The 21,453-nt window shown below is 71.4% G+C and carries 19 protein-coding genes and 2 pseudogenes; 9 read left to right on the top strand and 12 right to left on the bottom strand.

Annotated elements, in window-relative coordinates; all coding sequences use genetic code 11:
* Positions 1-77: 77 nt before the first annotated feature.
* Positions 78-368 carry a heavy-metal-associated domain-containing protein gene (locus OOK34_RS00980; protein ID WP_267031944.1) on the bottom strand — a complete coding sequence of 97 codons (291 nt, stop codon included), beginning with the start codon at positions 366-368 and terminating at the stop codon, positions 78-80.
* A 192-nt stretch (positions 369-560) separates the two neighbouring features.
* Between OOK34_RS00980 and OOK34_RS00975 the strand changes: the two genes are divergently transcribed.
* From OOK34_RS00975 to OOK34_RS00965, 3 genes are all read left to right on the top strand, one after another.
* Positions 561-1,556, top strand: coding sequence for a hypothetical protein (locus OOK34_RS00975; RefSeq protein WP_267031943.1), 996 nt, complete (start codon positions 561-563; stop codon positions 1,554-1,556).
* 59 nt (positions 1,557-1,615) lie between these two features.
* Positions 1,616-1,903: a metal-sensitive transcriptional regulator gene (locus tag OOK34_RS00970; RefSeq protein WP_267036579.1), complete on the top strand. Its 288-nt coding sequence runs from the start codon at positions 1,616-1,618 to the stop codon at positions 1,901-1,903.
* 98 nt (positions 1,904-2,001) lie between these two features.
* On the top strand, positions 2,002-3,399 hold the full coding sequence (locus OOK34_RS00965; protein WP_267031942.1) for an MFS transporter: 1,398 nt from the start codon (positions 2,002-2,004) through the stop codon (positions 3,397-3,399).
* Here the strand turns inward: OOK34_RS00965 and OOK34_RS00960 are convergent.
* Positions 3,332-4,330, bottom strand: coding sequence for an alpha/beta hydrolase (locus OOK34_RS00960; protein ID WP_267031941.1), 999 nt, complete (start codon positions 4,328-4,330; stop codon positions 3,332-3,334). The genes OOK34_RS00965 and OOK34_RS00960 overlap by 68 nt on opposite strands.
* Before the next feature lie 337 nt (positions 4,331-4,667).
* Between OOK34_RS00960 and OOK34_RS00955 the strand changes: the two are divergent.
* Positions 4,668-4,944: pseudogene (locus OOK34_RS00955) on the top strand (ArsR/SmtB family transcription factor).
* A gap of 221 nt (positions 4,945-5,165) precedes the next feature.
* Positions 5,166-6,236: pseudogene (gene wecB / locus OOK34_RS00950) on the top strand (non-hydrolyzing UDP-N-acetylglucosamine 2-epimerase); the annotation flags it as partial.
* 69 nt (positions 6,237-6,305) lie between these two features.
* On the opposite strand, the gene OOK34_RS35475 reads toward wecB, so the two are convergent.
* The 6 genes from OOK34_RS35475 to OOK34_RS00920 all read right to left on the bottom strand — a co-directional run bounded on the left by OOK34_RS35475 (position 6,306) and on the right by OOK34_RS00920 (position 11,744).
* Positions 6,306-6,611: a UDP binding domain-containing protein gene (locus OOK34_RS35475; protein ID WP_267036578.1), complete on the bottom strand. Its 306-nt coding sequence runs from the start codon at positions 6,609-6,611 to the stop codon at positions 6,306-6,308.
* Between the two features lie 61 nt (positions 6,612-6,672).
* A complete protein-coding gene (locus OOK34_RS00940; RefSeq protein WP_267031940.1) occupies positions 6,673-7,353 on the bottom strand; it encodes an NAD(P)-binding domain-containing protein in 681 nt (226 codons plus the stop codon).
* 527 nt (positions 7,354-7,880) lie between these two features.
* On the bottom strand, positions 7,881-8,771 hold the full coding sequence (locus OOK34_RS00935) for a hypothetical protein (RefSeq protein ID WP_267031939.1): 891 nt from the start codon (positions 8,769-8,771) through the stop codon (positions 7,881-7,883).
* The gene (locus tag OOK34_RS00930) at positions 8,768-9,910 is read right to left on the bottom strand and encodes a nuclear transport factor 2 family protein (RefSeq protein ID WP_267031938.1); all 1,143 of its coding nucleotides are present in this window, start codon (positions 9,908-9,910) and stop codon (positions 8,768-8,770) included. The genes OOK34_RS00935 and OOK34_RS00930 overlap by 4 nt, the downstream gene beginning before the upstream one ends.
* A 234-nt stretch (positions 9,911-10,144) precedes the next feature.
* Positions 10,145-11,593, bottom strand: a complete 1,449-nt coding sequence (locus tag OOK34_RS00925; RefSeq protein WP_267031937.1) for an FAD-binding oxidoreductase — start codon at positions 11,591-11,593, stop codon at positions 10,145-10,147.
* A gap of 25 nt (positions 11,594-11,618) precedes the next feature.
* A complete protein-coding gene (locus OOK34_RS00920; RefSeq protein ID WP_267031936.1) occupies positions 11,619-11,744 on the bottom strand; it encodes a hypothetical protein in 126 nt (41 codons plus the stop codon).
* 98 nt (positions 11,745-11,842) lie between these two features.
* Between OOK34_RS00920 and OOK34_RS00915 the strand changes: the two genes are divergently transcribed.
* Together OOK34_RS00915 and OOK34_RS00910 are read left to right on the top strand one after the other, a co-directional pair.
* Positions 11,843-13,486, top strand: a complete 1,644-nt coding sequence (locus OOK34_RS00915) for a serine/threonine-protein kinase (protein WP_267031935.1) — start codon at positions 11,843-11,845, stop codon at positions 13,484-13,486.
* A gap of 851 nt (positions 13,487-14,337) precedes the next feature.
* Complete coding sequence (locus OOK34_RS00910; RefSeq protein WP_267031934.1) at positions 14,338-14,871, top strand: hypothetical protein; 534 nt, start codon at positions 14,338-14,340, stop codon at positions 14,869-14,871.
* Between the two features lie 671 nt (positions 14,872-15,542).
* Here OOK34_RS00910 and OOK34_RS00905 read toward each other — a convergent pair.
* The 3 genes from OOK34_RS00905 to OOK34_RS00895 all read right to left on the bottom strand — a co-directional run bounded on the left by OOK34_RS00905 (position 15,543) and on the right by OOK34_RS00895 (position 17,887).
* Positions 15,543-15,806, bottom strand: a complete 264-nt coding sequence (locus OOK34_RS00905; protein ID WP_267031933.1) for a hypothetical protein — start codon at positions 15,804-15,806, stop codon at positions 15,543-15,545.
* Between the two features lie 81 nt (positions 15,807-15,887).
* A complete protein-coding gene (locus tag OOK34_RS00900) occupies positions 15,888-16,418 on the bottom strand; it encodes an SMI1/KNR4 family protein (RefSeq protein ID WP_267031932.1) in 531 nt (176 codons plus the stop codon).
* Between the two features lie 317 nt (positions 16,419-16,735).
* Positions 16,736-17,887, bottom strand: coding sequence for a magnesium and cobalt transport protein CorA (locus OOK34_RS00895; protein ID WP_267031931.1), 1,152 nt, complete (start codon positions 17,885-17,887; stop codon positions 16,736-16,738).
* Positions 17,888-18,071: 184 nt separating this feature from the next.
* Between OOK34_RS00895 and OOK34_RS00890 the strand changes: the two genes are divergently transcribed.
* Both OOK34_RS00890 and OOK34_RS00885 read left to right on the top strand, forming a co-directional pair.
* Complete coding sequence (locus OOK34_RS00890; RefSeq protein ID WP_267031930.1) at positions 18,072-19,187, top strand: winged helix DNA-binding domain-containing protein; 1,116 nt, start codon at positions 18,072-18,074, stop codon at positions 19,185-19,187.
* 45 nt (positions 19,188-19,232) lie between these two features.
* Positions 19,233-20,912: an AMP-binding protein gene (locus tag OOK34_RS00885; RefSeq protein ID WP_267031929.1), complete on the top strand. Its 1,680-nt coding sequence runs from the start codon at positions 19,233-19,235 to the stop codon at positions 20,910-20,912.
* A gap of 39 nt (positions 20,913-20,951) precedes the next feature.
* Here OOK34_RS00885 and OOK34_RS00880 read toward each other — a convergent pair whose 3' ends face one another.
* Positions 20,952-21,440 (bottom strand): glutathione peroxidase, encoded by a 489-nt coding sequence (locus tag OOK34_RS00880; RefSeq protein WP_267031928.1) that lies wholly within the window; start codon positions 21,438-21,440, stop codon positions 20,952-20,954.
* Positions 21,441-21,453 lie beyond the last annotated feature (13 nt).

Here is a 21,453-nt window from a genome sequence, read left to right as displayed (position 1 = left end):
CGAGCGCGGGGTGGGGGCCGGGGCCCGGTGGGCGGACGGGGCCCCGGCGGCCGGGTGGGTCGGGGACGGGCCGGGTGTCAGACCCGGCCGGTCAGCTCGTAGCCGGCGTCGTCCACGGCCGCGGTGATCGCGGCGTCGTCGGGCTCGCCGGCGGTGGTCACGGTGACCACGCCGCCGTCGACGTCCACGTCGACGGAGAGGACCCCGTCGAGCGCGCCGACGGACGCGGTGATGGCGGTCCGGCAGTGTCCGCAGGACATGCCGGTCACGCGGTAGACGGTGGCGGTGGTGTCGACGACGGCCACGGCGGTCGTCGTCTCGCCGGCGTTCGTACCGCAGCTGCCGTCGGGGGTGCAGCAGGAAGACATGGGTTTCTCCTTGATCGGACCTCGGTGGTGCAGATACCCGGTGGGGGTATCCGGCCTGGCTCCAGATATACCCCCCTGAGGTATCTGCTCGCAAGTGTTCCTCCAGCTTGACTTGATACCCCTGGGGGGTATGGTGTGGCCATGAAACCGCTGGATGCGGCAGGGGTACGTACGTCGTAGGGGAGAGCAGCCATGAACACCGGAGTGAAGATCACCGTTTTCGCCGCCGCACTGGCGGCGACCTTCGGCACCGCTTACGGGGCCGGGGTGGGCGTGGGCCCCGTGGGCGCGCCGGCCAAGCCGGAACACGCGAGTCACGCGGGCCGGCCGTCGGCCGGGGCGTCCGCCGGGGCCTCCGCGCCGGCGGGTCACGGGGGTCATGACCAGGCGGCGGCCCAGGGCCCGGCGGCCGGCGGGCTCCAGGTCTCCGAGGGCGGCTACACGCTCACCCTGGACACCCCGCGGATCGCGGCGGGCCAGGGCGAGCTGAGGTTCTCGGTCAAGGACGCGCAGGGCCGCAAGGTGACCTCGTACAAGACCGAGCACGGCAAGGAACTGCACTTCATCGTGGCCTCGCGCGACCTCACGGTCTACCGCCACCTGCACCCGGTGCGCGCGGCGGACGGCACCTGGTCGGCGCCGGTGGACCTGCCCGCGCCCGGCGCGTACAAGGCCTTCGCCGACTTCGCCCCCGCCGCGGCGGGCGCGAAGAACGTCACCCTCGGCGCGGACCTGTCGGTCCCCGGGGCGTACGCGCCGAACCCGGTGCCCCCGGCCGCGAACACGGCGGAGGTGGACGGCTACCAGGTCGCCCTCGGCGGCACCCTCGACCCCGGCAAGGCGGGCGAGCTCAAGCTCACGGTCAGCAAGGACGGCAGGCCCGTCACGAACCTCGAGCCCTACCTGGGCGCGTACGGCCACCTCGTCGCCCTGCGCGACGGGGACCTCGCCTACCTGCACGTCCACCCCAACGAGGGCGGCCCCGGCCCGGACGTCTCCTTCACCGCGACCGCCCCGAGCGCGGGAACCTACCGGCTCTTCCTGGACTTCCAGCACGAGGGCAAGGTCCGCACGGCGGCCTTCACGGTCAACGCGGGCGGAGCGCAGTCGGCCGCGGACCCGGCGGCGAGCCCGGCCCCGTCCGCGCCGAGCCCGGCGGCGGAGGAGCCCGGCGGGCACTCCCACTGACGCGACCGTGGGGGGCACATACCCCGAAGGGGTAGGAAGGCCAGGCGGAAGGGAAGGGGATCACCGTGCCCGGTTACACCGCACACAAGGACGACGTCCTCAAGAGGCTGCGCCGCATCGAAGGCCAAGTGCGCGGACTGCAGCGCATGGTGGAGGAGGGGACGTACTGCATCGACGTCCTCACCCAGGTCGGCGCCGCCACCAAGGCCCTGCAGTCCTTCGGGCTGACCATGCTGGAGGACCACCTGCACACCTGCGTCGCCGACGCCATCGCCGAGGGCGGGGACAAGGCGCGCGACAAGGTCGAGGAGGCGTCCCGGGCCGTCGCCCGCATGGTCCGTTCCTGAACCACCGAAATATCTTGACGTCGAGAGGGTGGAGAGGGCAGGCTGCCGTGAGGTATCTCGATATCGAGATACTTCCACGGGGGAGACGGAGAACCGCCATGGGGCGGAGCGCGGCACGGCGCGACACGGACGAGGACGGCACCGCACGCGGCCTGATCGCGCAGCTGAGGCGGCCGCCCGGCGGCCGCGACGCGCGGATCATGCTGCTCGGCCAGCTCCTCGACCGCACCGGAACCGGCGTCTGGGCCGCCTCCTCGGTCCTGTTCTTCACCTTCGTCGTCGGCCTCGACGCCGGACGGCTCGGCCTGCTGTTCGGCGTCGGCGCGGTGGCGGGCATCGCGGGCTCGCCGATCGCGGGACACCTGGCCGACCGGTGCCCCGTGCGCCCCCTCCTGATCGCCTGTCACCTGCTGCGCCTCGTGGCCCTGTGCGCGATGCTCGTCGTCACCCGCTTCGACCTGCTCCTGCTGATCGTCGCCGTCACGCACCTCGGCGACCGGGCGGCCAAGACCCTCGAGATGCTCTTCGCGACCCGGGTGGCGGGCGAGCGGCGCGCCACCTACCAGGCCCTGTCGCGCAGCGCCGCCAACGCGGGGTACGCCGTCGGCGCGGGCATCGCCGCCGCGGGACTCGCCGTGGGGACCCGGGGCGCGTACGAGGTCCTCATCCTCGGCAACGCGCTCTCCTTCCTCGCGGCGGCCGTCCTGGTGTGGCGTACGCGGGAACCGCGCGGCCACGGCCGCCTGGTCGCCCCCGTACCGGACCGCTGCACGCCGGAGCCCGGCACGGCGGGTTCCGATATGAAGGACTCCGGGGCGGCCGGGACGAGCCCCTGGCGGGACCGCGGCTACCTCCGCTTCGTCCTCCTCGACATCCCGATGAACCTGGACGACGCCCTCCTCAACGTCGGGCTCCCGCTGTGGCTCGTCCACCACACCGACGCGCCCCACGCCCTCGTCCCCGCCTTCCTCGCCCTCAACACCGTGCTGGCCCTCACCCTCCAGCTCACCGTCTCGGCGAAGGTCCGCACACCGCGCCAGGCGGCGGCCGCCGTCGCCTGGTACGGGCTGTTCCTGCTCGGCGCCTGCGCCCTCCTCGCCCTCACCCCCGAGCACGGGCCCTGGACCGCGTCCGCGACCCTGCTCGCGGCGGCGACCCTGGTCACCGCGGCCGAGCTGGTGCGCTCGGTGTGCTCCTGGGAACTGGCGGTCTCCCTCGCTCCGCAGCACGCGAGGGCCTCCTACCTGGGCGTGGCCGGCATCTCCCCGTCCGCGCAGAAGGCCGCCGGGCCGCTGCTGCTGACCGGCGCCGTCATGACCGCGGGGCCGCTGGGCTGGCTGGCGCTCGGCGCGGGCGTGGCGGGCCTGGCCCTGGTCCAGCGCCGCGCCTGCCTGCACCGGCTGGACGGCGGCCGGCCGCGGCCGGCGGTCAGCGCCGGGACTGCGCGAGGAGCCGGCGAAGCCAGCGGGTCCGGGCGTCGCGGGCGTCCAGACTGAGGGCCGCGTGCGGCGCGATGCCGTCGAAGCCGTGGTACGCGCCGGACCACGCGTGCAGTTCGGCCTGGCCGCCGGCCTGCCAGATCGCGTTCGCGTACGCCACGCCCTCGTCGCGGAACATCTCGGCCGACCCGACCTCGACGTAGGCCGGGGGGAGCCCGGACAGGTCCGTGGCGCGGGCGGGAGCCGCGTAGGGCGGCAGGTCCGCGGCGCCGTAGCGCTCGCCCAACAGCGCCTGCCACGCGGTCGCGTTGGAGGTGAGGTCCCACAGGCCGCGTCCGGACATCTGATGACTGGAGAAGGTGCTGCCGCGGTCGTCGAGCATCGGGCTCAGCAGCAGCTGCCCCAGCGCCCGGGGCCCGCCGCGGTCCCGGACCAGCAGCGCGAGGGCCGCGGCGAGCCCGCCGCCGGCGCTCTTGCCCCCGATGACCACGCGGTCGGCGTCGACGCCCAGTTCGTCCGCGTGCCCGGCCGCCCAGACGAGCCCGGCGTAGCAGTCCTCCAGCGGCTCCGGATAGCGCACCCGGGGCGCCAGCCGGTACTCGACGGAGATGACGGCCATGTCCAGCGGGAGGACCCACTCGTGCAGGATCCGCGGCAGCACGGACCACGCGTTGCCCATGACCATCGCACCGCCGTGCATGTAGTACAGCAGCGGCAACTCCCCGCCCACCCCGGCCGGCCGTGCGCTCACCAGCGTGACGTCCGGCCCGCCCGGCGGCCCCGGCACGGAGAGCTCCGCCACCTCGAAACGCCCGTCGGCGCACAACTCCCCGACCGTGGGCCGGGGCCGGGAAGCGGCATCCCGCTCCTGCCGCGCCGCCAGGTTCTCCGCCGTCACCGACTCCCGCGCCCCGGCGCCCAACCCCTCCAGCACGACACCGAGTTCGGCATCGAACCCCGGCGCCGCCCACTCTCCCTCAAATCCCATACCCCGCACCCAACCACACCACCCCCCACCCCATCCCCGGAGCCCCGAACCCCGCCGCCACCGCCGCTCAGGGGCTTCGCAGCCGCTCCAGCTCCGCCTGTGCGGCCCGGGTATCCGGGTGGTCCTCACCGAGCACCCGCGCGCGGTCGTCCCTGACCTCGCGCACCTGCACCACCGCAGCCGGTACGTCGCCCAGCCGCGCGAGGATCCTGGCCCGCCCGAACCTCGTCGTTATCACCTCGGGGCGCAGCGGGTTGCGGTAGCGCGCCAGCCGCTCCTCCAGCAGGGTGTCGATCCCGGCGAGGGCGGCGCCGGGGTCGCCGAGCTCCGCCTTCAGGTGTTGCTCGGCCCGCTCAGGTTCCAGAGGGCCACTCTGCTCGCGCGAGACCCTCTGCACCGCCCACCTCGTGGAGGAGACGGGCGCCAGGCAGACGACCCGCTCCAACCGTCCGAAGGTGCTGCGTGAGGCAGGAGCCGTCGAGACGGAGCCGTGCGGCCGGTTCACCTACTACCGCCTCTGCCCGGACGTCATCGATGCCTCGGCCGGTCAGTTCGCCGCTTTCGCCCGGACCGCGTGCCAGCGCTGGGGCGAACCTCAAGGGCCTTGTCTGTAGCCTTCGCGACTTGTCTGCTTGCCTCACCTGCCCAAGGAGAACATCGCTTTGACCGCCACCGCGCCCGCCGCGATGGCCGCCGACGCCCCGGCCCTCGGTGTCGAATATCGATTCACTGCCGCCCAAAGGGCGCTTCTTCCGCTCCTGGGAGGCGCGGCCACCGGTGTCGTCGGCCCCGGCGCGGTCGGGCGCAGGAGAAGGAGACTCGAGTGAAACCACTGATGGTCGTCTACGGGACCAGACCGGAAGCCATCAAGATGGCCCCCGTCATAGAGGTGCTCGGCCGGTCTTCGATATTCCGGCCGACGGTGACGGTAACCGCCCAGCACCGCGGACTGCTCGACCAGGTGCACGCGTTGTTCGGCATCCGCGCCGACCATGACCTGGACATCCTCACCCACAGCCAATCCCTGGCGGACATCACCGTACGCATCCTCGACGGGCTGTGTCCCCTGCTGCGGCACGAGCGCCCGGAGGCGGTGCTGGTCCAGGGCGATACCACGACCGCCTTTGCCGCGGCCCTCGCCGCCTTCTACAGCCGTATCCCCGTGGTCCATCTGGAGGCCGGCCTGCGCACCGACGACCGGTACGCACCCTTCCCCGAGGAGATGAACCGCCGGCTCGCCACGCAGTTGGCGTCCCTGCACCTGGCCCCCACTTCTCAGGCCCGGGACAATCTGCTGCGGGACGGTATCGCTCCGTCGTCCGTCGTGGTCACGGGGAACACCGTCATCGACGCCCTGCGCTGGGCGGTAGGACGCGGGACGCACTACGGCGACCCGGCGCTGGCTGACCTCGAAGACACCACCCGCCCGGTCCTGCTGGTCACGGCCCACCGCCGGGAGGCGTGGGGAAGCGGCATGGAGTCCATCGGTGGCGCTGTCGCCGACCTCGCTCGAAGCGAGCCTGACCTCCTCATCGTGTTGCCGCTTCACCCCAACCCGGTGGTGCGGGCGGCGATCCGGCCCCGGGTGGCGCACCTGGAAAACGTACGGTTGACGGAACCTCTCAGCTACGGCGCCTTCGCCCGTCTGATGGACCGCGCGCACCTCATCCTCACCGACAGCGGCGGCATTCAGGAGGAGGGCCCCGGCTTGGGCAAGCCAGTGCTGATCATGCGAGACACCACGGAGCGCCCCGAGGCCCTCCGGGCGGGCACCTCCCGGCTTGTGGGTACCGACCGGGAGCGCATTGTGAGGGAGGTCCGACGGCTCCTGCACGACCGGTCGGCATACGCCGCGATGGCGAGGGCCGTCAACCCGTACGGCGACGGACGTGCCGCGGATCGTGCCGTACAGGCGATCGGCCACTGGATGGGGCTGTGCTCCCGGCCTGCCGAGTTCGTCGCCGACGACGGTGCGTCAGCGCCAGAGGTCGCGGGTGTCGAACACGGCTTTCCCGCGCAGCGCGGTCCGATTGATGCCTCGGAAGGCGTCGTGGTTCACGAGCAGGACGATGATGTCCGCTTCCCGCACGGCGGTGGCGACGTCGACGAGTTCGGCCCCGCCCGTGCGTGCGAGTGACTCCGGAAGTTCCCGAATGTGCGGCTCCGCTGCCAGCACCCGGCCGGCCTGACGCTCTGCCGGTTCCGTGACGATGTGAAGAGCAGGGCTTTCCCTCAGGTCGTCGATGTTCGCCTTGAAGGCGAGCCCGAGGCAGGCGATCACCGGCTCCTTGAACCGTCCGGCCGTGCGGATAACCTCGCCGATCACGTACTCGGGCCGGTCGTCATTCACTTCGCGGGCGAGGCGGATGAGCCGGGTCTGCCGGGGCGCGGCGGAGACGATGAACCAAGGATCGACGGCGATGCAGGCACTCCCCTTCGGTGAACACCTCGTAGAGCTCACGTGCCCGCTGGGCGCAGCCCTCGGCGACGCCGCCGATGACCCGGTCGTTGGTCACGATCTCAATCATCGTTCGGCCCGGCAGGCCACGCTCGGGGCAGTGGGCGACTCGCACCTCCGGCACATCCGCGGTCTCGTGCGGGAACGTCAGATCGGGCCGATGGTTTCGAAGCCACCGGGACAGCTCCACGGTCGTGCCAGGCGGCGAGGTGGACTCCAGGATGACGAGGTCACCCGCCTTGAGCACGCCGGCCACCGAGGCGGCGGCGGCACGCGCATACGACAGGTCCGCCGTACGGTCTTCCTGGAGCGGCGTCGGCAGGGCGATGATGAAGGCGTCGGCCGCCTCGGGCTTCGTGGTTACCCGCAACCGCCTCGTAGCCACGGCTCCGCTCACAGCTACGGCCAGGTCGGGCTCGACGAAGGGGACGCGTCCGGCATTGACGAGGTCGACGGTGACGGGGTTGACGTCGACGCCTATGACGTCGATCCCGTTGGTGGCAAGGGCCGCGGCTGTGGGGAGGCCGATGTAGCCAAGACCGATGACGCACACGGTGGAGAACACGAGAAGACTTCCTTTTTGAGGGCGCCCCAACGCTCACCGGAAGCTCATTCGCCTCTGTGGTAAGAGGATCAGGTAGGGAATCCGTGAATCACTGCCGCAATGCCAGCTACCAACCAGTAGTCGGGCCAGTGGTTCGGCATGCGGCGACCATCAGGTGCGCGCGGGGTGATTCATCCGCCAAATTCCGTCCGTGGAAATCCGCGGCTGTCTCGAAAATTGACACGCCCTCCAATGGTACGTAAGTGCAGTAGAACTTCACTGGACCCTTCAAGCGGAACATCCGGCCCATTCGGGCCCCGTTCAATCGGCCGCGATAAAAACTGGCCGACGTTTTCGCGAAGGCGAGTGCTCTGACAGGGATGTCGCGAGGAAGCTGCAGAAAAATACGCCGCGTAAATGTGAGGCGGATGAAGGCTTCAGAACGGGCGGGGCGAATCCCCAGTGCCGTGGGCAGTGCCCTCTGCCGCTGCGCTGCCCGCGCTCGCGACGGGCCTGGGGTGCTCCTTGCTCGCGGTATGCGTCATGTGTCATGACCCAGGCATGGTGGAACTGCGGTTCTCGCCCACGACCGGCGATACGCCGAACGCCAAGGACGCCAATGCGGGGGCCATCGTGACGCCCGCGCTCACCGCGGCCGTGGTGGCCGGGGTGGCGAAGGTGAGGCCGACCGCGGCCGCGGCGGTGACCAGCGCAACGCCCGCACCGTACGCGGCGACGGTGATGCGGATGAGGCGTAGCCGTTCCGCCTCCGGTCGTCGGGTACGGCTCAGGAACCAGGCCAGCGAGGGCAACAGCAGCACGGCGTGCATGGTGACGGCATGGGCGGGGCGCAGGAAGCCCGCCGCCCGGTAGGCCTCGGCGGCGCGGCCCGCGCCTTCCAGCGTCAGCCCGTAGGCGATCATCACCGCTCCGGCCGCCATGGAGCCGGTGAGCGCCACCAGCCCGGCGCGGAGCGCGAGCCGCATGCTGGGGGCGACCGCCGGGTTGGGGCGCAGCGCGGCGACGGTCAGTGCGACGACGACCGCGATGAGGGTGATGCCGCCGGCCGCGAGGGCGCGAGTGACGAAGGTGTCGAAGGTGGTCTCGGTATTGAAGTGCGAGGGGACACCGCGCCACGCCTGGAGGGTGATCAGACCGGTCTCCAGCAGGGATGCCGCGGTGAACGCGCCCAGGAGGAGCGCGAGGGTGCGCGCGGCGAGCGGGAGGAGCCGGCAGATCCAGGCGACGGTCAGCACGCTGATGCCGAAGGACAGCCCGAAGGTGATCGGTTTCCGCCAGGAGACGGGGCCGTCCCACGGGCCGCCGGCAAGCGTGAGGACGATCGTGTGGAAGGCGGCGGACGCGAGCAGCAGCAGGCCCGCGCCGACGGGGATCTGCCAGGCCGAGCGCCATCGTACGGCGGCCGAGGCGGCGGTCATGCGTTCACCGCTGGTGCGGTCGGGCGCGAGCGGACCAGGGTGAACGCGGCCCACAGCAGCCATGCCGTGCCACCGAAGCGGACGACGGGCAACAGGTAGCTGAAGCCGAAGACGAGGAGCATGAGGGTGGCGGCCAGTCCGGCGGCGGCGATGACCAGCCCGGTGGTGGCGCAGGCGCGCGGGAGGAGCCCGCTCCCGCGGGCTGCCAGGCAGGTGCCTGCCGCCAGGAGGGCGAAGGACACGGCGTATCCGAGGCCGCCGGCGAGGAACGACAGGTCTGCCAGGGCGCGGGCCAGGGCTGCGGGTGCCTCCTCGGGGAGCCGGCCGAGGGTCCAGCTGAGCGCGGCGCTGGAGGCCAGTGCGCCACTGGCCAGCAGTCCGCCGGCGAGGGCCGTCGCCGCCGCGGCGCCCTGGTCCCGCCCCTGCCCCCGCCGCACCAGCCGGGCCAGGGTGGCGGCGAGGGGCACCAGGAGCACGGCGGCGACGAGCAGCAGGAAGGCGCCCAGGTCGATCGCTGCGCCGTGGTCGCGTACGTACTGGCGCAGGATGTCGCCGCCGGGGGTGTCGGGCTGCGGGGTGGCGCGGTTGGTGACGACGTACGCAGCGGTGAGTACGGCGTAGGCGAGCGAGAAGGCGAGCAGCGGGGCGGCGCCGCGGAGCGAGGTCGCGTGCGGGTCGTGGAGGAGTGATGTGGGCATGACATCTCCGGTTGGTGGGTGAAGGGGTTCGGTGGGGGACCCCGGCGGGCGGTGCGGGCGTGGAGCCCCGGTGTCCGACAGCCAGAATGCCGCCGCGTGGCGCCGCGGTCGTCCCACAGCGGCAGGAGGCGCGGCTACTCCGTGGGGAGTAGCCGCTCCGCGGCGGGACCCTCGGGCCCCGGGCGCGGCGTGGAGCGGCGAGCCCGCCAGGGGAGTGGAGTCGAGGTACGTGACCTCGTAGACGCGCTCGGCGGACTTCCAGCCGTCGGGGGTGCGCTGGTAGCGGTCGTGGTACACGGCGTAGTTCGGGTGCGAGCTGCCGTCGCGCATCCGCCCGAACTCCTGGACGTACGCACGGCCGACCGCGGTGTCACCGTCCAGCCGGATGGTGCCGGGGTGGACGTTCTGCGCGAAGAACTCCCAGAGGCCCGGAACGAGCACACGAAGTTGGTCCTCGGTGGTACCGCCCGGGTCGGCCGCCGGGTGACCCGGAGGCTGATCGAGCGAGGCGTGGACGTGCGGTTCTTCGACGGCCGCAACAGCTCGCCGGCCGACGCCGTCGGGCGCGCCCTCCACCGCAAGCCCCGCGACTTCGCGGACCGGGTGGCCGAGATCGCCCGCACCGGCGTGTGGGACGCCGCCCAGCCTCGCCGATGTTCATGCCGGCTGAGGCGTTCACCGGCCGCCGGGGCTCTCCCCGCCCGCCAGGCGGTCGAGGTGGCTCCGGGCGAGTTTCGCGAGCGCGGGCCCGTGTTCGTAGCCGAGCGGCGCGAGCTCTGGAGGGAGGACGTAGCCGTCCGGCATCCGTGCGTACGTCTGCTCCATGAGCTGCCGGTAGGCGTCGGCGAGCAGGCCGGGCCAGTCGCCGGTCAGGGGCGGGCGCATGCGGGATTCGGCGGCGAGGGCCGCGTGGTGGGCCGCCGCCTCCTCGACGGCTTCGGCGGCCGTCCGGTCGGCGATCGGCTTCCGGCCCGGCTGCCACGGGGCCAGCCAAGGGCTCGGAGTGCCGTGCAGGATCTCGGCGGCGATCTCCTGGGCGATCAACGGGGAGGCGTGCAGGCCGTCGCGGTGCGTGCCGGTGGCCACCCACAGACCGGGGCGCCCGACGTTCCCCAGGAGCGGGTGCCCGTCGAGTCCCACCGGGCGGTTGCCATGGTGGACCCGGTCGATCCTGGCGTCCGTCAGGCCGTGGTGCAGTTGGCCGAGACCCGCGTCGAGGAGGAAACGCAGGGCGCCGGCGGTCGGCGCGTCGCCGGGGTGGAGGACCGGTGCGGCGGAGGCGCCGAGGTACCAGGTGCCGTCGGCCTGCGGGACGGCGTGGAGCCCGCACGCGTACGCGCGGTTTGGCGTGCGTAACACCACCGGGGGCACCGGGGCGGTGGGGCGGAGGGCGACGGCGGTGCCTTCGGCCGCGACCACCGGCAGGACGGGCAGTTCCGGGTCGACGCGGTCCAGGAGTGCGCTGGACCACGCGCCGGCCGCCACGACGACCCGGCCGGCCCTGAACTTGCCGTGACGGACGGCGAGTTCGTACGCATTGCCGTGGGCGCGCAGCCGGCCGGCCCCGGTGCGGCGCACGTTCGGCAGCGCCCGGAGCGCCGCGTCCAGGGTCTGCAGCCATCGCCGTGCGTCCAGGAACCGCTCCTGGGGCAGGAAGACGGCCCGCAGCGCCCGGTCGTTGTCCAGCGGCCGGTAGGCGGGGACGTCCGAGACGGCGCTCTCCTCGACGGGCAGTCCGTAGCGGGCGCCGGCCGCGCGCACGGCCTCGAGCGCCGACTCGTCCAGCGGCCCGGAAGCCGCGTTGAGCAGGATGTACGTCCCCGCCCCGTACCCGTCCGCGGGCGCCGCCACCCCGGCCCGTTCCCGTACGCCCTCACGCCAGGCCGGCCAGCGCGCGGTGGCCTCCACGGCCATCGCCAGGCGCAGTTCGCCGTGCCGGGTCCGCAGCGCGGCCGCCGTCACCTCGCCCAGTACGCCCAGCATGGCGCCGGCCGCCTGCGAGGCGCCGGGACCGTGCTGCCCCGACACCACGATCCGCAGCCCGGGCTCGGCACACGCCAGCGCGTACGCGATCGACCTGCCCAGCACCCCCGCGCCCACGACCACGACGTCGACGTCCGCCACAGAGTTCCCTCCCGTACGCATCGCCTCACAGGCTTCCCCCGTGGTGCCGGGCCACACCGGCCGCGCGCCGAACTCCGAGCAGCAGCAGCGCGAGCGCGTCCGGAGCCGGTCCATCCGGAACCGCCCCGCGCCACAGCACGTCGTTGACCACGATGCGAGATCGTGATTCCCGCGGGCCTCCGGGCGCCGGATGGCCTGGGCATGCCATCGATAGCATCAGACGACTGCCGCGCACCTCAGGGGGAACCCATGCCTCATACCGATCAGCCCGTGCTGAAGCCACTGGGGCCGGACGACCCGACCGAGGTCGCCGGCTACCAACTCCTCGCCAGGATCGGCGAGGGCGGCATGGGCTCGGTCTACCTCACGCGTACCCGAGGCGAGCAGCCGGTCGCGCTGAAGCTGATCCGCCGCGAGTTCGCTCAGGACGCGCACTTCCGTGCACGCTTCGAGGCCGAGGTCCAGGCGGCCCGCCGGGTCTCCGGCTACCACATCGTGCCGGTACTGGACCACAACATGAACGGCGACCAGCCCTGGATCGCCACCTCCTACGTCCCCGGGCTCGCGCTTGACGAGGCCCTCGCCGCCTTCGGCCCGCTGCCCCTGCCGGCCGCACTCCAGCTCATCGGCTGCACCGCCCGTGCGCTGGTGTCGGTGCATGCCGCATCGGTCATCCACCGCGATCTCAAGCCCAGCAACATCCTGCTCAGCTCCCAGGGCCCCTGGGTCATCGACTTCGGCATCGCACGCGCCACCGACACCACCCAGCTCACCCAGACCGGCGGCTTCATCGGCACTCCGCAGTACATGTCGCCGGAGCATGCCCTGGGAAGAGAGGTCACCCCGGCCACCGACGTCTTCGCCCTCGGACTGATCGCGGCCGTCGTGGCGACCGGTCGCCACCCCTACGGCGACGGCTCCGGCCTCTCCATCGCCGCCCAGATCGCCAACACGCAAGCGCAGCCGCCGGACCTGAGCGGCTACCCGGACCACCTGCGCCCGCTCCTCCAGGCATGCCTGGCCGCGGACCCGGCCGCCCGGCCCACCCCCGCCGCCCTCGCGGACTGGTGCCAGCAGGCGTCCGGCCGGCAGCTGCCCGACTTCGACGACTGGTTGCCGCCCCGGCTCGCAGGGGAGATCGCCCGCCGCGAGCAGGCCGCTCAGCAGCCGCCACCACGGCCCGGGGCACAGCCCCCTGCCCAGGAGCAGCCGCAGCCCGTTCCACCGAGCCACCCGCACCAGCCCGCATACGTCCCGACCCAGGCGGCGCCCAACGCCGCCAGCCGGCCCCACCAAGGCGCGTACGCCCCAACCCAGACCGCCACCCCGCCCCCGCCTACCCCGCACCTGCCACCCGCCCGGAGGGCAGGGGCCAACCGGAAGACGGTAATCATCGGCGGCCTGGCCGTCGCGCTGGCCCTGACCGCGGGCGGCGCCTGGGTGCTCACCCGCGACGGCGAAGACAAGAGGGGATATCGCGCTGCCGAACAGAGCAAGCCGATTTCGCTCACACGCAAAAGCCTCATCGACTTCATCGACATCGACAAGGGATATCCAAAGGCAAACTACGACGACGGTGAGCTCTCCATGTCGAGGAGCAAATTCGCTGTCACCGGCAAGGGCGCGTGGGGCAAGAGCACCGGGGCCACGCCGGAGCAGTGCGCGGACAGCGTGAAGAAGAGCGACCTGTCGAAGGAGCTGGCGGCCACCGAGCTGTACGGCGCCTCCGCCGCCATCGTCCAAGGTGATCTCCTGTGTCTCGAGACGTCCGGCGGCTACTTGGCAATGCTGAAAATCACCGCTGTCATCCCTCGCACAGACGACATCACCGGGCGCCCCGGCGCAACGCCCGACTACAAGGCGGAACTGACCCTCTGGGAACAACCGTCGTAAGCCGGCCTCTTCGACGAGGACACTCGCCCGCTCCCCACCGGCCGCACAGTCCCTCAGCCGCCGTCTACATCCAGTCGCGCTGAAGTCGTCACCCTCGCACCGCTGACCCGCGGAAGTCGTCGGTATAGGCGGCCCGACCTGCAACGATCCGCCTTTCTGGCCCTTTCGCCGTGTTGCCCGCTTGTGTAGCCGATCCTCCCCAGCCACTCCTCAATGCGGCTTCATTCCCCCAGATTCGCGGGCGAAGGTTCATGTACGAATCGGAACAGTCGTGGCCGCGTAAGGATGAGCGCACAGCGGGGCATGCACATTGCCGCCTTTGAGATCACCATCGCGTGCCCGGGAAGCGGGCTGGTCCGGCCGTTGACTGTGCCACCGTTGAACCTGTCGATGGCCAGCGGCGCGAAGGGGGATGGCTTGCGACTGTCACGGGAGGTCACCGGGTGGGCGTTCATCGCCGATGTGGAAGGTGTCCGGCATGCCGGCCTGGCCGTCGGGCTAGCCAGCATCAGCCCGTTCACCACTGGTGGCGGGGCAGGAGGCAGCCTGTTCACCCGCGCGTACGCGCGGGGCCTCCCAGCGCTCCTCTCACTGGACGAATTGCCGTTCAGTCACCCTGTCGCCCCCCGGTGGTGTGTCACGCAGGACGAACGAGGCGTGTTGTCCGTCCTCGACCCCGAGGGTGCGTACTTCGTGCACGACCTCGATGTGGAACGGCCACCAGGGTGGTGGGAGGCGGCGGATGTCTCGGGCTCGGTCATGCTGGTCGTGTCCCACGTGCTGCCTGCCACAGACGATCCGCTCGCCGCGCTGGTTTCGAAACACGAAGGGGGAAGGTGTGCGCCGGCTCTGTGCGCTTCGGTGAGCCGGCCTACGAGGCGGACGGCCAGCCGACAGTCACCTTCGTCATCGACCCCGTTGGCGTCTTCATGGAGCTGGCGCAGTACGTGTGCGATCGGATCATGTCGCTGGACGAGGCGAAGCGACGGGCGCGCGAAGTAGATGAGATGCGGCAGGCTCTGGCGGAGCACGGCGCGATGCCCGCCGAGGCCATGGTGGATCTGCTGTTCCGGGACGAGTTCCTCGATTACCGCGGCCTGGTGGAGTTCATGTACGTCTACTGGCGACTGGTCGCCGAGGTCGCCGACGCCTGCGCGATGGAGGCTGCTTGGCGGGTTGCGGCTTTCCAAACCGTCGAGGCGGGCGTCCGCCTGGTGGCGGACCGGTGCGACCGCGCGGTGTTCGAGGAGTCCGAAGCCTTGGCGGCTCGGCTGATCGACAGGCTGAGCGACTCCGTCGATCTGGAAGCCGCACTGCTGGCTGCCGCTCGGTTGCGGATGGCCACCCGGGGACCGGAGGACTTGGCCGCCGACCTCGCTGTCTAACATCTTCGAGACCGCGATCGACGACAAGCGCCTCGTCCGCAACCCGATGCGGGCCAAGACGGTGCGCTGGCCGCAGGCCCCCGACGAGGATCGTGACCCGTGGCCGCTGGCAACGGCGCAACGGGTGCGGGACGTGATCAATCCTCGCTACCGGATCCCGGTCGTCGTCGCGACGCTGGGGTGTGGGCTGCGCCAGCGCGAGGTGTTCGGGCTGTCGCCGAAGGACATCGACTTCGAACGCGGTGTCATCCCGGGTGCGCAGGCAGGTGCAACTCCTCTCCGGGCGCCTCTACTTCGCCCTGCCCAAGGGAGGCAAGACGCGCATAGTCGACATGCCCCGGTCGGTGGCCACGGAACTGGCCGCGGATTTCCTCGACCATCCGGCCGTCGACATCGAGCTCCCCTGGGGGCGGACCGGAACCCGACCGGGAGAAGCAGAGCTTCCCGCTCGTCCTTACCACGACGTACGGCAACGCCATCCGCGCCAACATCTTCAACGACGAGGCCTGGAAGCCGGCCTTGCCACGTCCGGAGTCATTCCCGTACGGGAGAAGGGTGCGCGTTGGAAGGCCTCCCGATAGGACGGCTACCACGTGTTCCGGCACATCTACGCCTCGGTCCTCCTCGAAGCGGGCGAGTCCATCGTGACGCTCGCCTGGTGGCTCGGTCACTCAAGCCCGACCATCACCCTCGACCACTACGCCCACTTCATGCTCGCCCACCACGAACTCCTCGAAGAGGGGCCGAAGCTCGCGGATTCGGGCCTCGGCGTCCGTCCGGGGAACTCCCAGGGCCAGACACACAGCCAACGCGGAGGCGCCCCAGTCGCCGGTGCGCGCGGCCAGTTCGGCGAAGACGTCCTCCTCGTTCCATCCGATGGCCAGCATTTCGCGGGTCTCCAGGACCAGCTTGTCCTCGCCTTCCCCACGGCTCATGACCGGAGGCTACAGCGATGCTCGAATGCGGCAGGGCGGCGTGGGGGACTTGAGTGAACGTCCGAGACGACGGCGCTGGGTTCAGTGGCAGAGCTCCATGATGGTGTCGTCGAAGTCGGGGAACTCCTGGGCCGCTAGCTCGATCACGGCTGCCGCCGACCGGCGCTGGTGCGGTGCGAATCCTTCGGCGATGGCTGCCAACTCCGGATTGGGGTGGGCGTACCAGTCGGGCTCGTACGAGGTGGTGGCTTCCCAGGGGCCGAAGCCGTCGGCCAGTAGCCACAGGAAGTCGCCCAGGTCGTGTGCTTCGACACCGGTCTCTCCCTCATACCCGAGGAAGATGACGGGCTGCTCGGCCAGTGGCCGGCTCGGGCGGATGAGCCAGATCGCCGCGTACCCGCCCGTGCCGTCCTGCCCGAACACGCGGAAGTCGCTGCCGTCCAACTCGCTGTTCCCGGTCCACGCCTGGAACCAGTCGGTGGTCTCGGCAGCGGACAGGAAGGCCGGGAAGGGTTCGAAATCGACCCCGGTCTTCCCGTCGGCATAGTCGAATCGAACGGCCATCGCAGTGGCGAGCGCGGCGGGGAACTGGCGGTCATCGGTGGGCTTCACGGAGACAGGCTAGACAGGGGGTCGGATATCGACGCCCTACGGGCAAGGTTGTTGGACGACTGCCGGTTTGTAGTCGTCGGGGGAGACAGGACAGACCTGGTCGCGACAGCGGGTGGCACAGCAGATGCTGTGCCACCCGCAGTCGTTACCCTCCGCAACCGCGTGCAGTCGAAGGTGGTCGGCGGTACGGGAGGGCCAGTCCCAAGGTGCGGGGGAGTGTCCGGCACGCGCGGGCTGCGGATTCTCCCCAGGGGGCCCTGCAGGCTACTTTCGGACGTTCGCGGGAGCTCAGTTGATCAACGGTTCTGATGTGTGGTCTACAGCCAGTCGCGCTTCTTGAAGATGATGTACAGGCTGACGCAGACGACCGCCATCAGCAGGATTGCGAAGGGGTAGCCGGCTGCCCACCGCAGCTCCGGCATGGTGTCGAAGTTCATGCCGTAGATGGTGCCGACCAGGGTGGGGGCGAAGAGGATGGCCGCCCAGGAGGAGATCTTCTTGATCTCCTCGTTCTGTTCGAAGCCGGCTTCGGCCAAGGCGCGCATTTCGGCGTTCTGTTGCTGGGAGACCAGGGTGGCGTTGACCGTGAGGATGTCGGTGAGGGCCTGGCGGAAGCCGTCGACGCGTTCGCTGGTGTGCGTGACGTGGTCGGCCACGTCGCGGAGGTAGCGCTGGAGTTCCTCGTCCGTGCCGTACTTGGCGAAGCCGGCCATCAGGCCGTGGAGCATGCCGATCAGGGGGCGGGTGGCGCGCTGGAACTCGACCATTTCGCGAGAGAGTTCGTAGATGCGGCGGGACACCTCGGGGTCGCCGCGGAAGACCTCTGTCTCGATCTCGTCCATGTCGGTCTGGACGCCCGCCACGACCGGGGCGTAGCCGTCCACCACCGCGTCGAGGATCGCGTACAGGACGGCCTCCGGGCCGAGGGAGAGGAGGTCCGGGGTCTCCTCCATGCGGCGCCGGACGGCGGAGAGGTCGGGGGCGGCGCCGTGGCGGACCGTGATCAGGAAGTCGGGGCCGACGAAGATGTGGAGTTCGCCGAAGTCGACCTCCTCCTGGGCGTCCAGGTAGCGGGCCGCGCGCAGGACCACGAAGAGGGTGTCGCCGTAGCGCTCCAGCTTGGGGCGCTGGTGGGCCTCCAGGGCGTCCTCGATCGAGAGCGGGTGGAGGTTGAACTCGGCGGCGAGGGAGTGCAGTTCGGGTTCCGTCGGGCGGTGGAGGCCGATCCAGGCCATGCCGTCGGGCTGTTCGCGCAGCTGCCGGAAGGTGTCGGCGAGGGTGGTGGGGGAGGCGATGCGGCGGCCGTCGCGGTAGACGGCGGAGTCGATCACGCTGTGGTGATTCGGCGGAGTCGGGCTGGGCGCCGGCGAGCGGGGGGTGCCCGGGGGAGTGCCACCGGGGCCGGACGGGCGGAGCCACCCCGAGCGCCTCGCGGACGGGGAGGGGCGGCGGTCTGAGCGCTCCGACATCGCATTCAGCTTCCGGTCGAACGTGCGTTTGGGGGTGGGGTGGGTGGGTGGGTGGGGAGTGGGTGGGTGAGGCGTGGGTGGGTGGTGGTTATGCAGGATATAGGGGGATTGGGTGGGGGTGGGGAGGGGGGAAGCGGGGTGGTTGAGGACAGGAGGTGTCCGCAAGGGGGGTTAGGTTGCTGTCATGGCCTCCAGGACGAATTCCGTACTCGACACCCGCGCACTGAACCGTGCCACGCTCGCCCGCCAGCTGCTGCTGAGCCGCGCCGAGATGTCCGCGCAGGACGCCGTCGCGCACCTCCTCGGCCTCCAGGCCCAGAACGTGAAGCCCCCGTACTTCCAGCTCCACGCCCGGCTCGCCGGCTTCCGGCCCGCCGAGCTGGCGCAGCTCATGGAGGACCGGAAGGTGGTCCGGATGGTCACCATGCGCTCCACCATCCACACCCACACCGCCCACGATGCCCTCACCCTGCGCCCGCTCGTCCAGGCCGCCCGGGACCGGGAGGTGAACTACTTCCGGAAGGGGCTGACAGGAGTCGACCTCGACCGGCTCGCCGCCCGCGCCCGCGCCTTCGTCGAGGCCGAGCCCCGCACCATGGGGGAGATCCGCGAGGAGCTGCTCCAGGAGTGGCCCGGCGCCGACCCGCAGTCGCTGTCCGTAGCCGCGCGCTGCCTGCTCCCGCTCGTGCAGGTCACCCCGCGCGGGGTGTGGGGCCGCAGCGGCCAGGTACGGCTGACCACCGTCGAGCGGTGGCTGGGGGAGCCCGCCGGGCAGGCCCAGCAGGTCGACGACGTGGTGCTGCGCTACCTCGGCGCCTTCGGCCCCGCTTCCGTCAAGGACATGCAGACCTGGGCCGGGCTCACCCGCCTGCGCGAGGCCTTCGAGCGGCTGCGCCCGCGCCTTCTCACCTTCCGGGACGAGAACGGCGTCGAGCTGTTCGACCTGCCCGACGCGCCCCGGCCCGACCCCGACACCCCCGCGCCGCCCCGCTTCCTCCCCGAGTTCGACAACCTGCTGCTCTCGCACGCCGACCGCTCCCGCGTGATGGCCCCCGGGATCAAGGGCCGCACCTGGACCGGCAACCAGGCCCACTGCACCCTGCTCGTCGACGGGTTCCTCGCCGGGCTGTGGAAGATGGATGACGGCGATGGCGACGGCGGCGGTCGGGGGCTTGTCGTGGAGCTCTTCGGGGCGCATTCCTCCGACCGGAAGGACGAGATCGTCGCCGAGGGCCAGGCGTTGCTCGCCGGGATGGGCGGCGCGCCCGGATCCGTGCGCTTCGGGTCAATCCACGGCTGACGCCGCCCTGGTGGAGCGCCCGCCCGGCGCGGCACGATGCCTGTCATGACGGAGAACAGCGCCACCGAGACCTTCCAGGCCGCGCGGGACTTCCTGCTCGCACACCGCGGGACGTACGACGCCGCCCACGCCGGATTCACCTGGCCCCGCCCCGAGCGCTTCAACTGGGCCCTCGACTGGTTCGACCACATCGCGGACGGGAACGGCGCCGACGCCCTGCGCATCGTGGAGGAGGACGGCACCAGCCGGGCGGTCTCCTTCGGCGAGATGAGCGTGCGGTCGGGCTCCGCGGCCAACTGGCTCCGCGCCCAGGGCGTCGCCGCCGGCGACCGGATCCTGGTCATGCTCGGCAACCAGCGCGAGCTGTGGGAGGTGATGCTCGGCGCGATGAAGCTGCGTGCCGTCGTCATCCCCGCCACCCCGCTGCTCGGCCCCGCGGACCTGCGCGACCGGGTCGACCGCGGCCACGTACGCCACGTCATCGCGCGGGCCGAGGACACCGCGAAGTTCGACGAGGTGCCCGGCACCTACACCCGGATCGCCGCCGGGGCCGAGGTCCCGACCGGATGGCGGCGGCTGGAGGACATGTACGGAGCCGACGGGAACTTCACCCCGGACGGGACCACCCTCGCCACCGACCCCCTGATGCTGTACTTCACCTCGGGCACCACCGCCCGCCCCAAGCTGGTCGAGCACACGCACGCCTCGTACCCGATCGGGCACCTCTCCACCATGTACTGGCTCGGGCTGCGCCCCGGGGACGTCCACCTCAACATCGCCTCGCCGGGCTGGGCCAAGCACGCCTGGTCCAACCTCTTCGCCCCCTGGAACGCCGGCGCGACCGTCTTCGTCCACAACTACACCCGCTTCGACGCCGAGCGGCTGATGGGCGAGATGGACCGGCACGGCGTGACCACCTTCTGCGCCCCGCCCACCGTGTGGCGGATGCTGATCCAGTCCGACCTCACCAGGCTCGCCAACCCGCCGCGCGAGGCCGTCGCCGCGGGCGAACCGCTCAACCCCGAGGTCATCGAGCGGGTCCGGGAGGCCTGGGGCGTCACCATCCGCGACGGTTTCGGCCAGACCGAGACCACCCTCCAGGTGGGCAACTTCCCCGGCACCCCCGTCAAGCCCGGCTCCATGGGCCGCCCCGCGCCCGGCTACGAGATCGTGCTCCTGGACGCCCTGACCGGCAAGGAGTCCCCCGACGAGGGCGAGCTGTGCGTGGACCTGCGCCCGGCCCCCGCCGGGGTGATGACCGGCTACCGGGACGACCCCGAGCGCACCGCCGAGGCCATGGCCGACGGGCTCTACCGCACCGGGGACATCGCCTCCCGCGACGCCGACGGGTACCTCACCTACGTGGGCCGGGCCGACGACGTCTTCAAGGCCTCCGACTACAAGATCAGCCCCTTCGAGCTGGAGAGCGCCCTCCTGGAGCACGCGGCCGTGGCCGAGGCGGCCGTCGTCCCGGCCCCGGACGAGCTGCGGCTCGCCGTGCCGAAGGCCTACATCACCCTCGCGGCCGGCTGGGAGCCCGGGAAGGAGACCGCCCGGGCGCTGTTCGAGCACTCCCGGGCGGTCCTCTCCCCGTACAAGCGGATCCGCCGCATCGAGTTCGCCGAGCTCCCCAAGACCGTCTCCGGCAAGATCCGCCGGGTCGAGCTGAGGGAGCTCACCGCGGCCGGCTCGGCGGGGGAGTACGACGAGGCCGACCTGCACTGAGCGGGCGTACGGGCAGGCGTACGGGCAGGCGTACGGCCCCTACGCGGGCAGCTGCGCCTCGATCGCGGCGATGACCTCGGGGGCCTCGGGCTCGGTGCGCGGGCGGAAGCGCGCCACGACCTCGCCGGCGGGGGAGATCAGGAACTTCTCGAAGTTCCACTGGATGTCCCCCGCGTCACCCTCGGCGTCCGGGGTCTTCACCAGCTCCTGGTACAGCGGGTGCCGGTTCTCGCCGTTCACCTCGGACTTCTCCAGCATCGGGAAGGTCACCCCGAAACCGGCCGCGCAGAAGGTCTGGATGTCCTCCGCGGTGCCCGGCTCCTGGCCGCCGAACTGGTTGCAGGGCACACCGACGACGGTGAAGCCCTTCTCCTCGTACTTGAACTGCAGCCGCGCCAGCCCCGAGTACTGGGGGGTGAGCCCGCACTGCGAAGCGGTGTTCACCAGCAGGATGGCCTTGCCGCGGTGGGCCGCCAGGCTGGTGGGCTCGTCGTCCAGGGTGGTCAGCGGGATGTCGTACAGGCTCATCGGGCTCTCCTCG

It is taken from the genome of Streptomyces sp. NBC_00091 (genome assembly GCF_026343185.1).
Classification (GTDB): Bacteria; Actinomycetota; Actinomycetes; order Streptomycetales; family Streptomycetaceae; genus Streptomyces.
This window is presented reverse-complemented; position numbering and strand designations above follow the sequence as displayed.

Coding starts and splice junctions, on each gene's coding strand:
- OOK34_RS00895 (WP_267031931.1), bottom strand. CDS start 17,887: ATGTCGGAGCGCTCAGACCGCCGCCCCTCCCCGTCCGCGAGGCGCTCG.
- OOK34_RS00905 (WP_267031933.1), bottom strand. CDS start 15,806: ATGAGCCGTGGGGAAGGCGAGGACAAGCTGGTCCTGGAGACCCGCGAA.
- OOK34_RS00975 (WP_267031943.1), top strand. CDS start 561: ATGAACACCGGAGTGAAGATCACCGTTTTCGCCGCCGCACTGGCGGCG.
- OOK34_RS00880 (WP_267031928.1), bottom strand. CDS start 21,440: ATGAGCCTGTACGACATCCCGCTGACCACCCTGGACGACGAGCCCACC.
- OOK34_RS00980 (WP_267031944.1), bottom strand. CDS start 368: ATGTCTTCCTGCTGCACCCCCGACGGCAGCTGCGGTACGAACGCCGGC.
- OOK34_RS00915 (WP_267031935.1), top strand. CDS start 11,843: ATGCCTCATACCGATCAGCCCGTGCTGAAGCCACTGGGGCCGGACGAC.
- OOK34_RS00960 (WP_267031941.1), bottom strand. CDS start 4,330: ATGGGATTTGAGGGAGAGTGGGCGGCGCCGGGGTTCGATGCCGAACTC.
- OOK34_RS00890 (WP_267031930.1), top strand. CDS start 18,072: ATGGCCTCCAGGACGAATTCCGTACTCGACACCCGCGCACTGAACCGT.
- OOK34_RS00935 (WP_267031939.1), bottom strand. CDS start 8,771: ATGACCGCCGCCTCGGCCGCCGTACGATGGCGCTCGGCCTGGCAGATC.
- OOK34_RS00965 (WP_267031942.1), top strand. CDS start 2,002: ATGGGGCGGAGCGCGGCACGGCGCGACACGGACGAGGACGGCACCGCA.
- OOK34_RS00885 (WP_267031929.1), top strand. CDS start 19,233: ATGACGGAGAACAGCGCCACCGAGACCTTCCAGGCCGCGCGGGACTTC.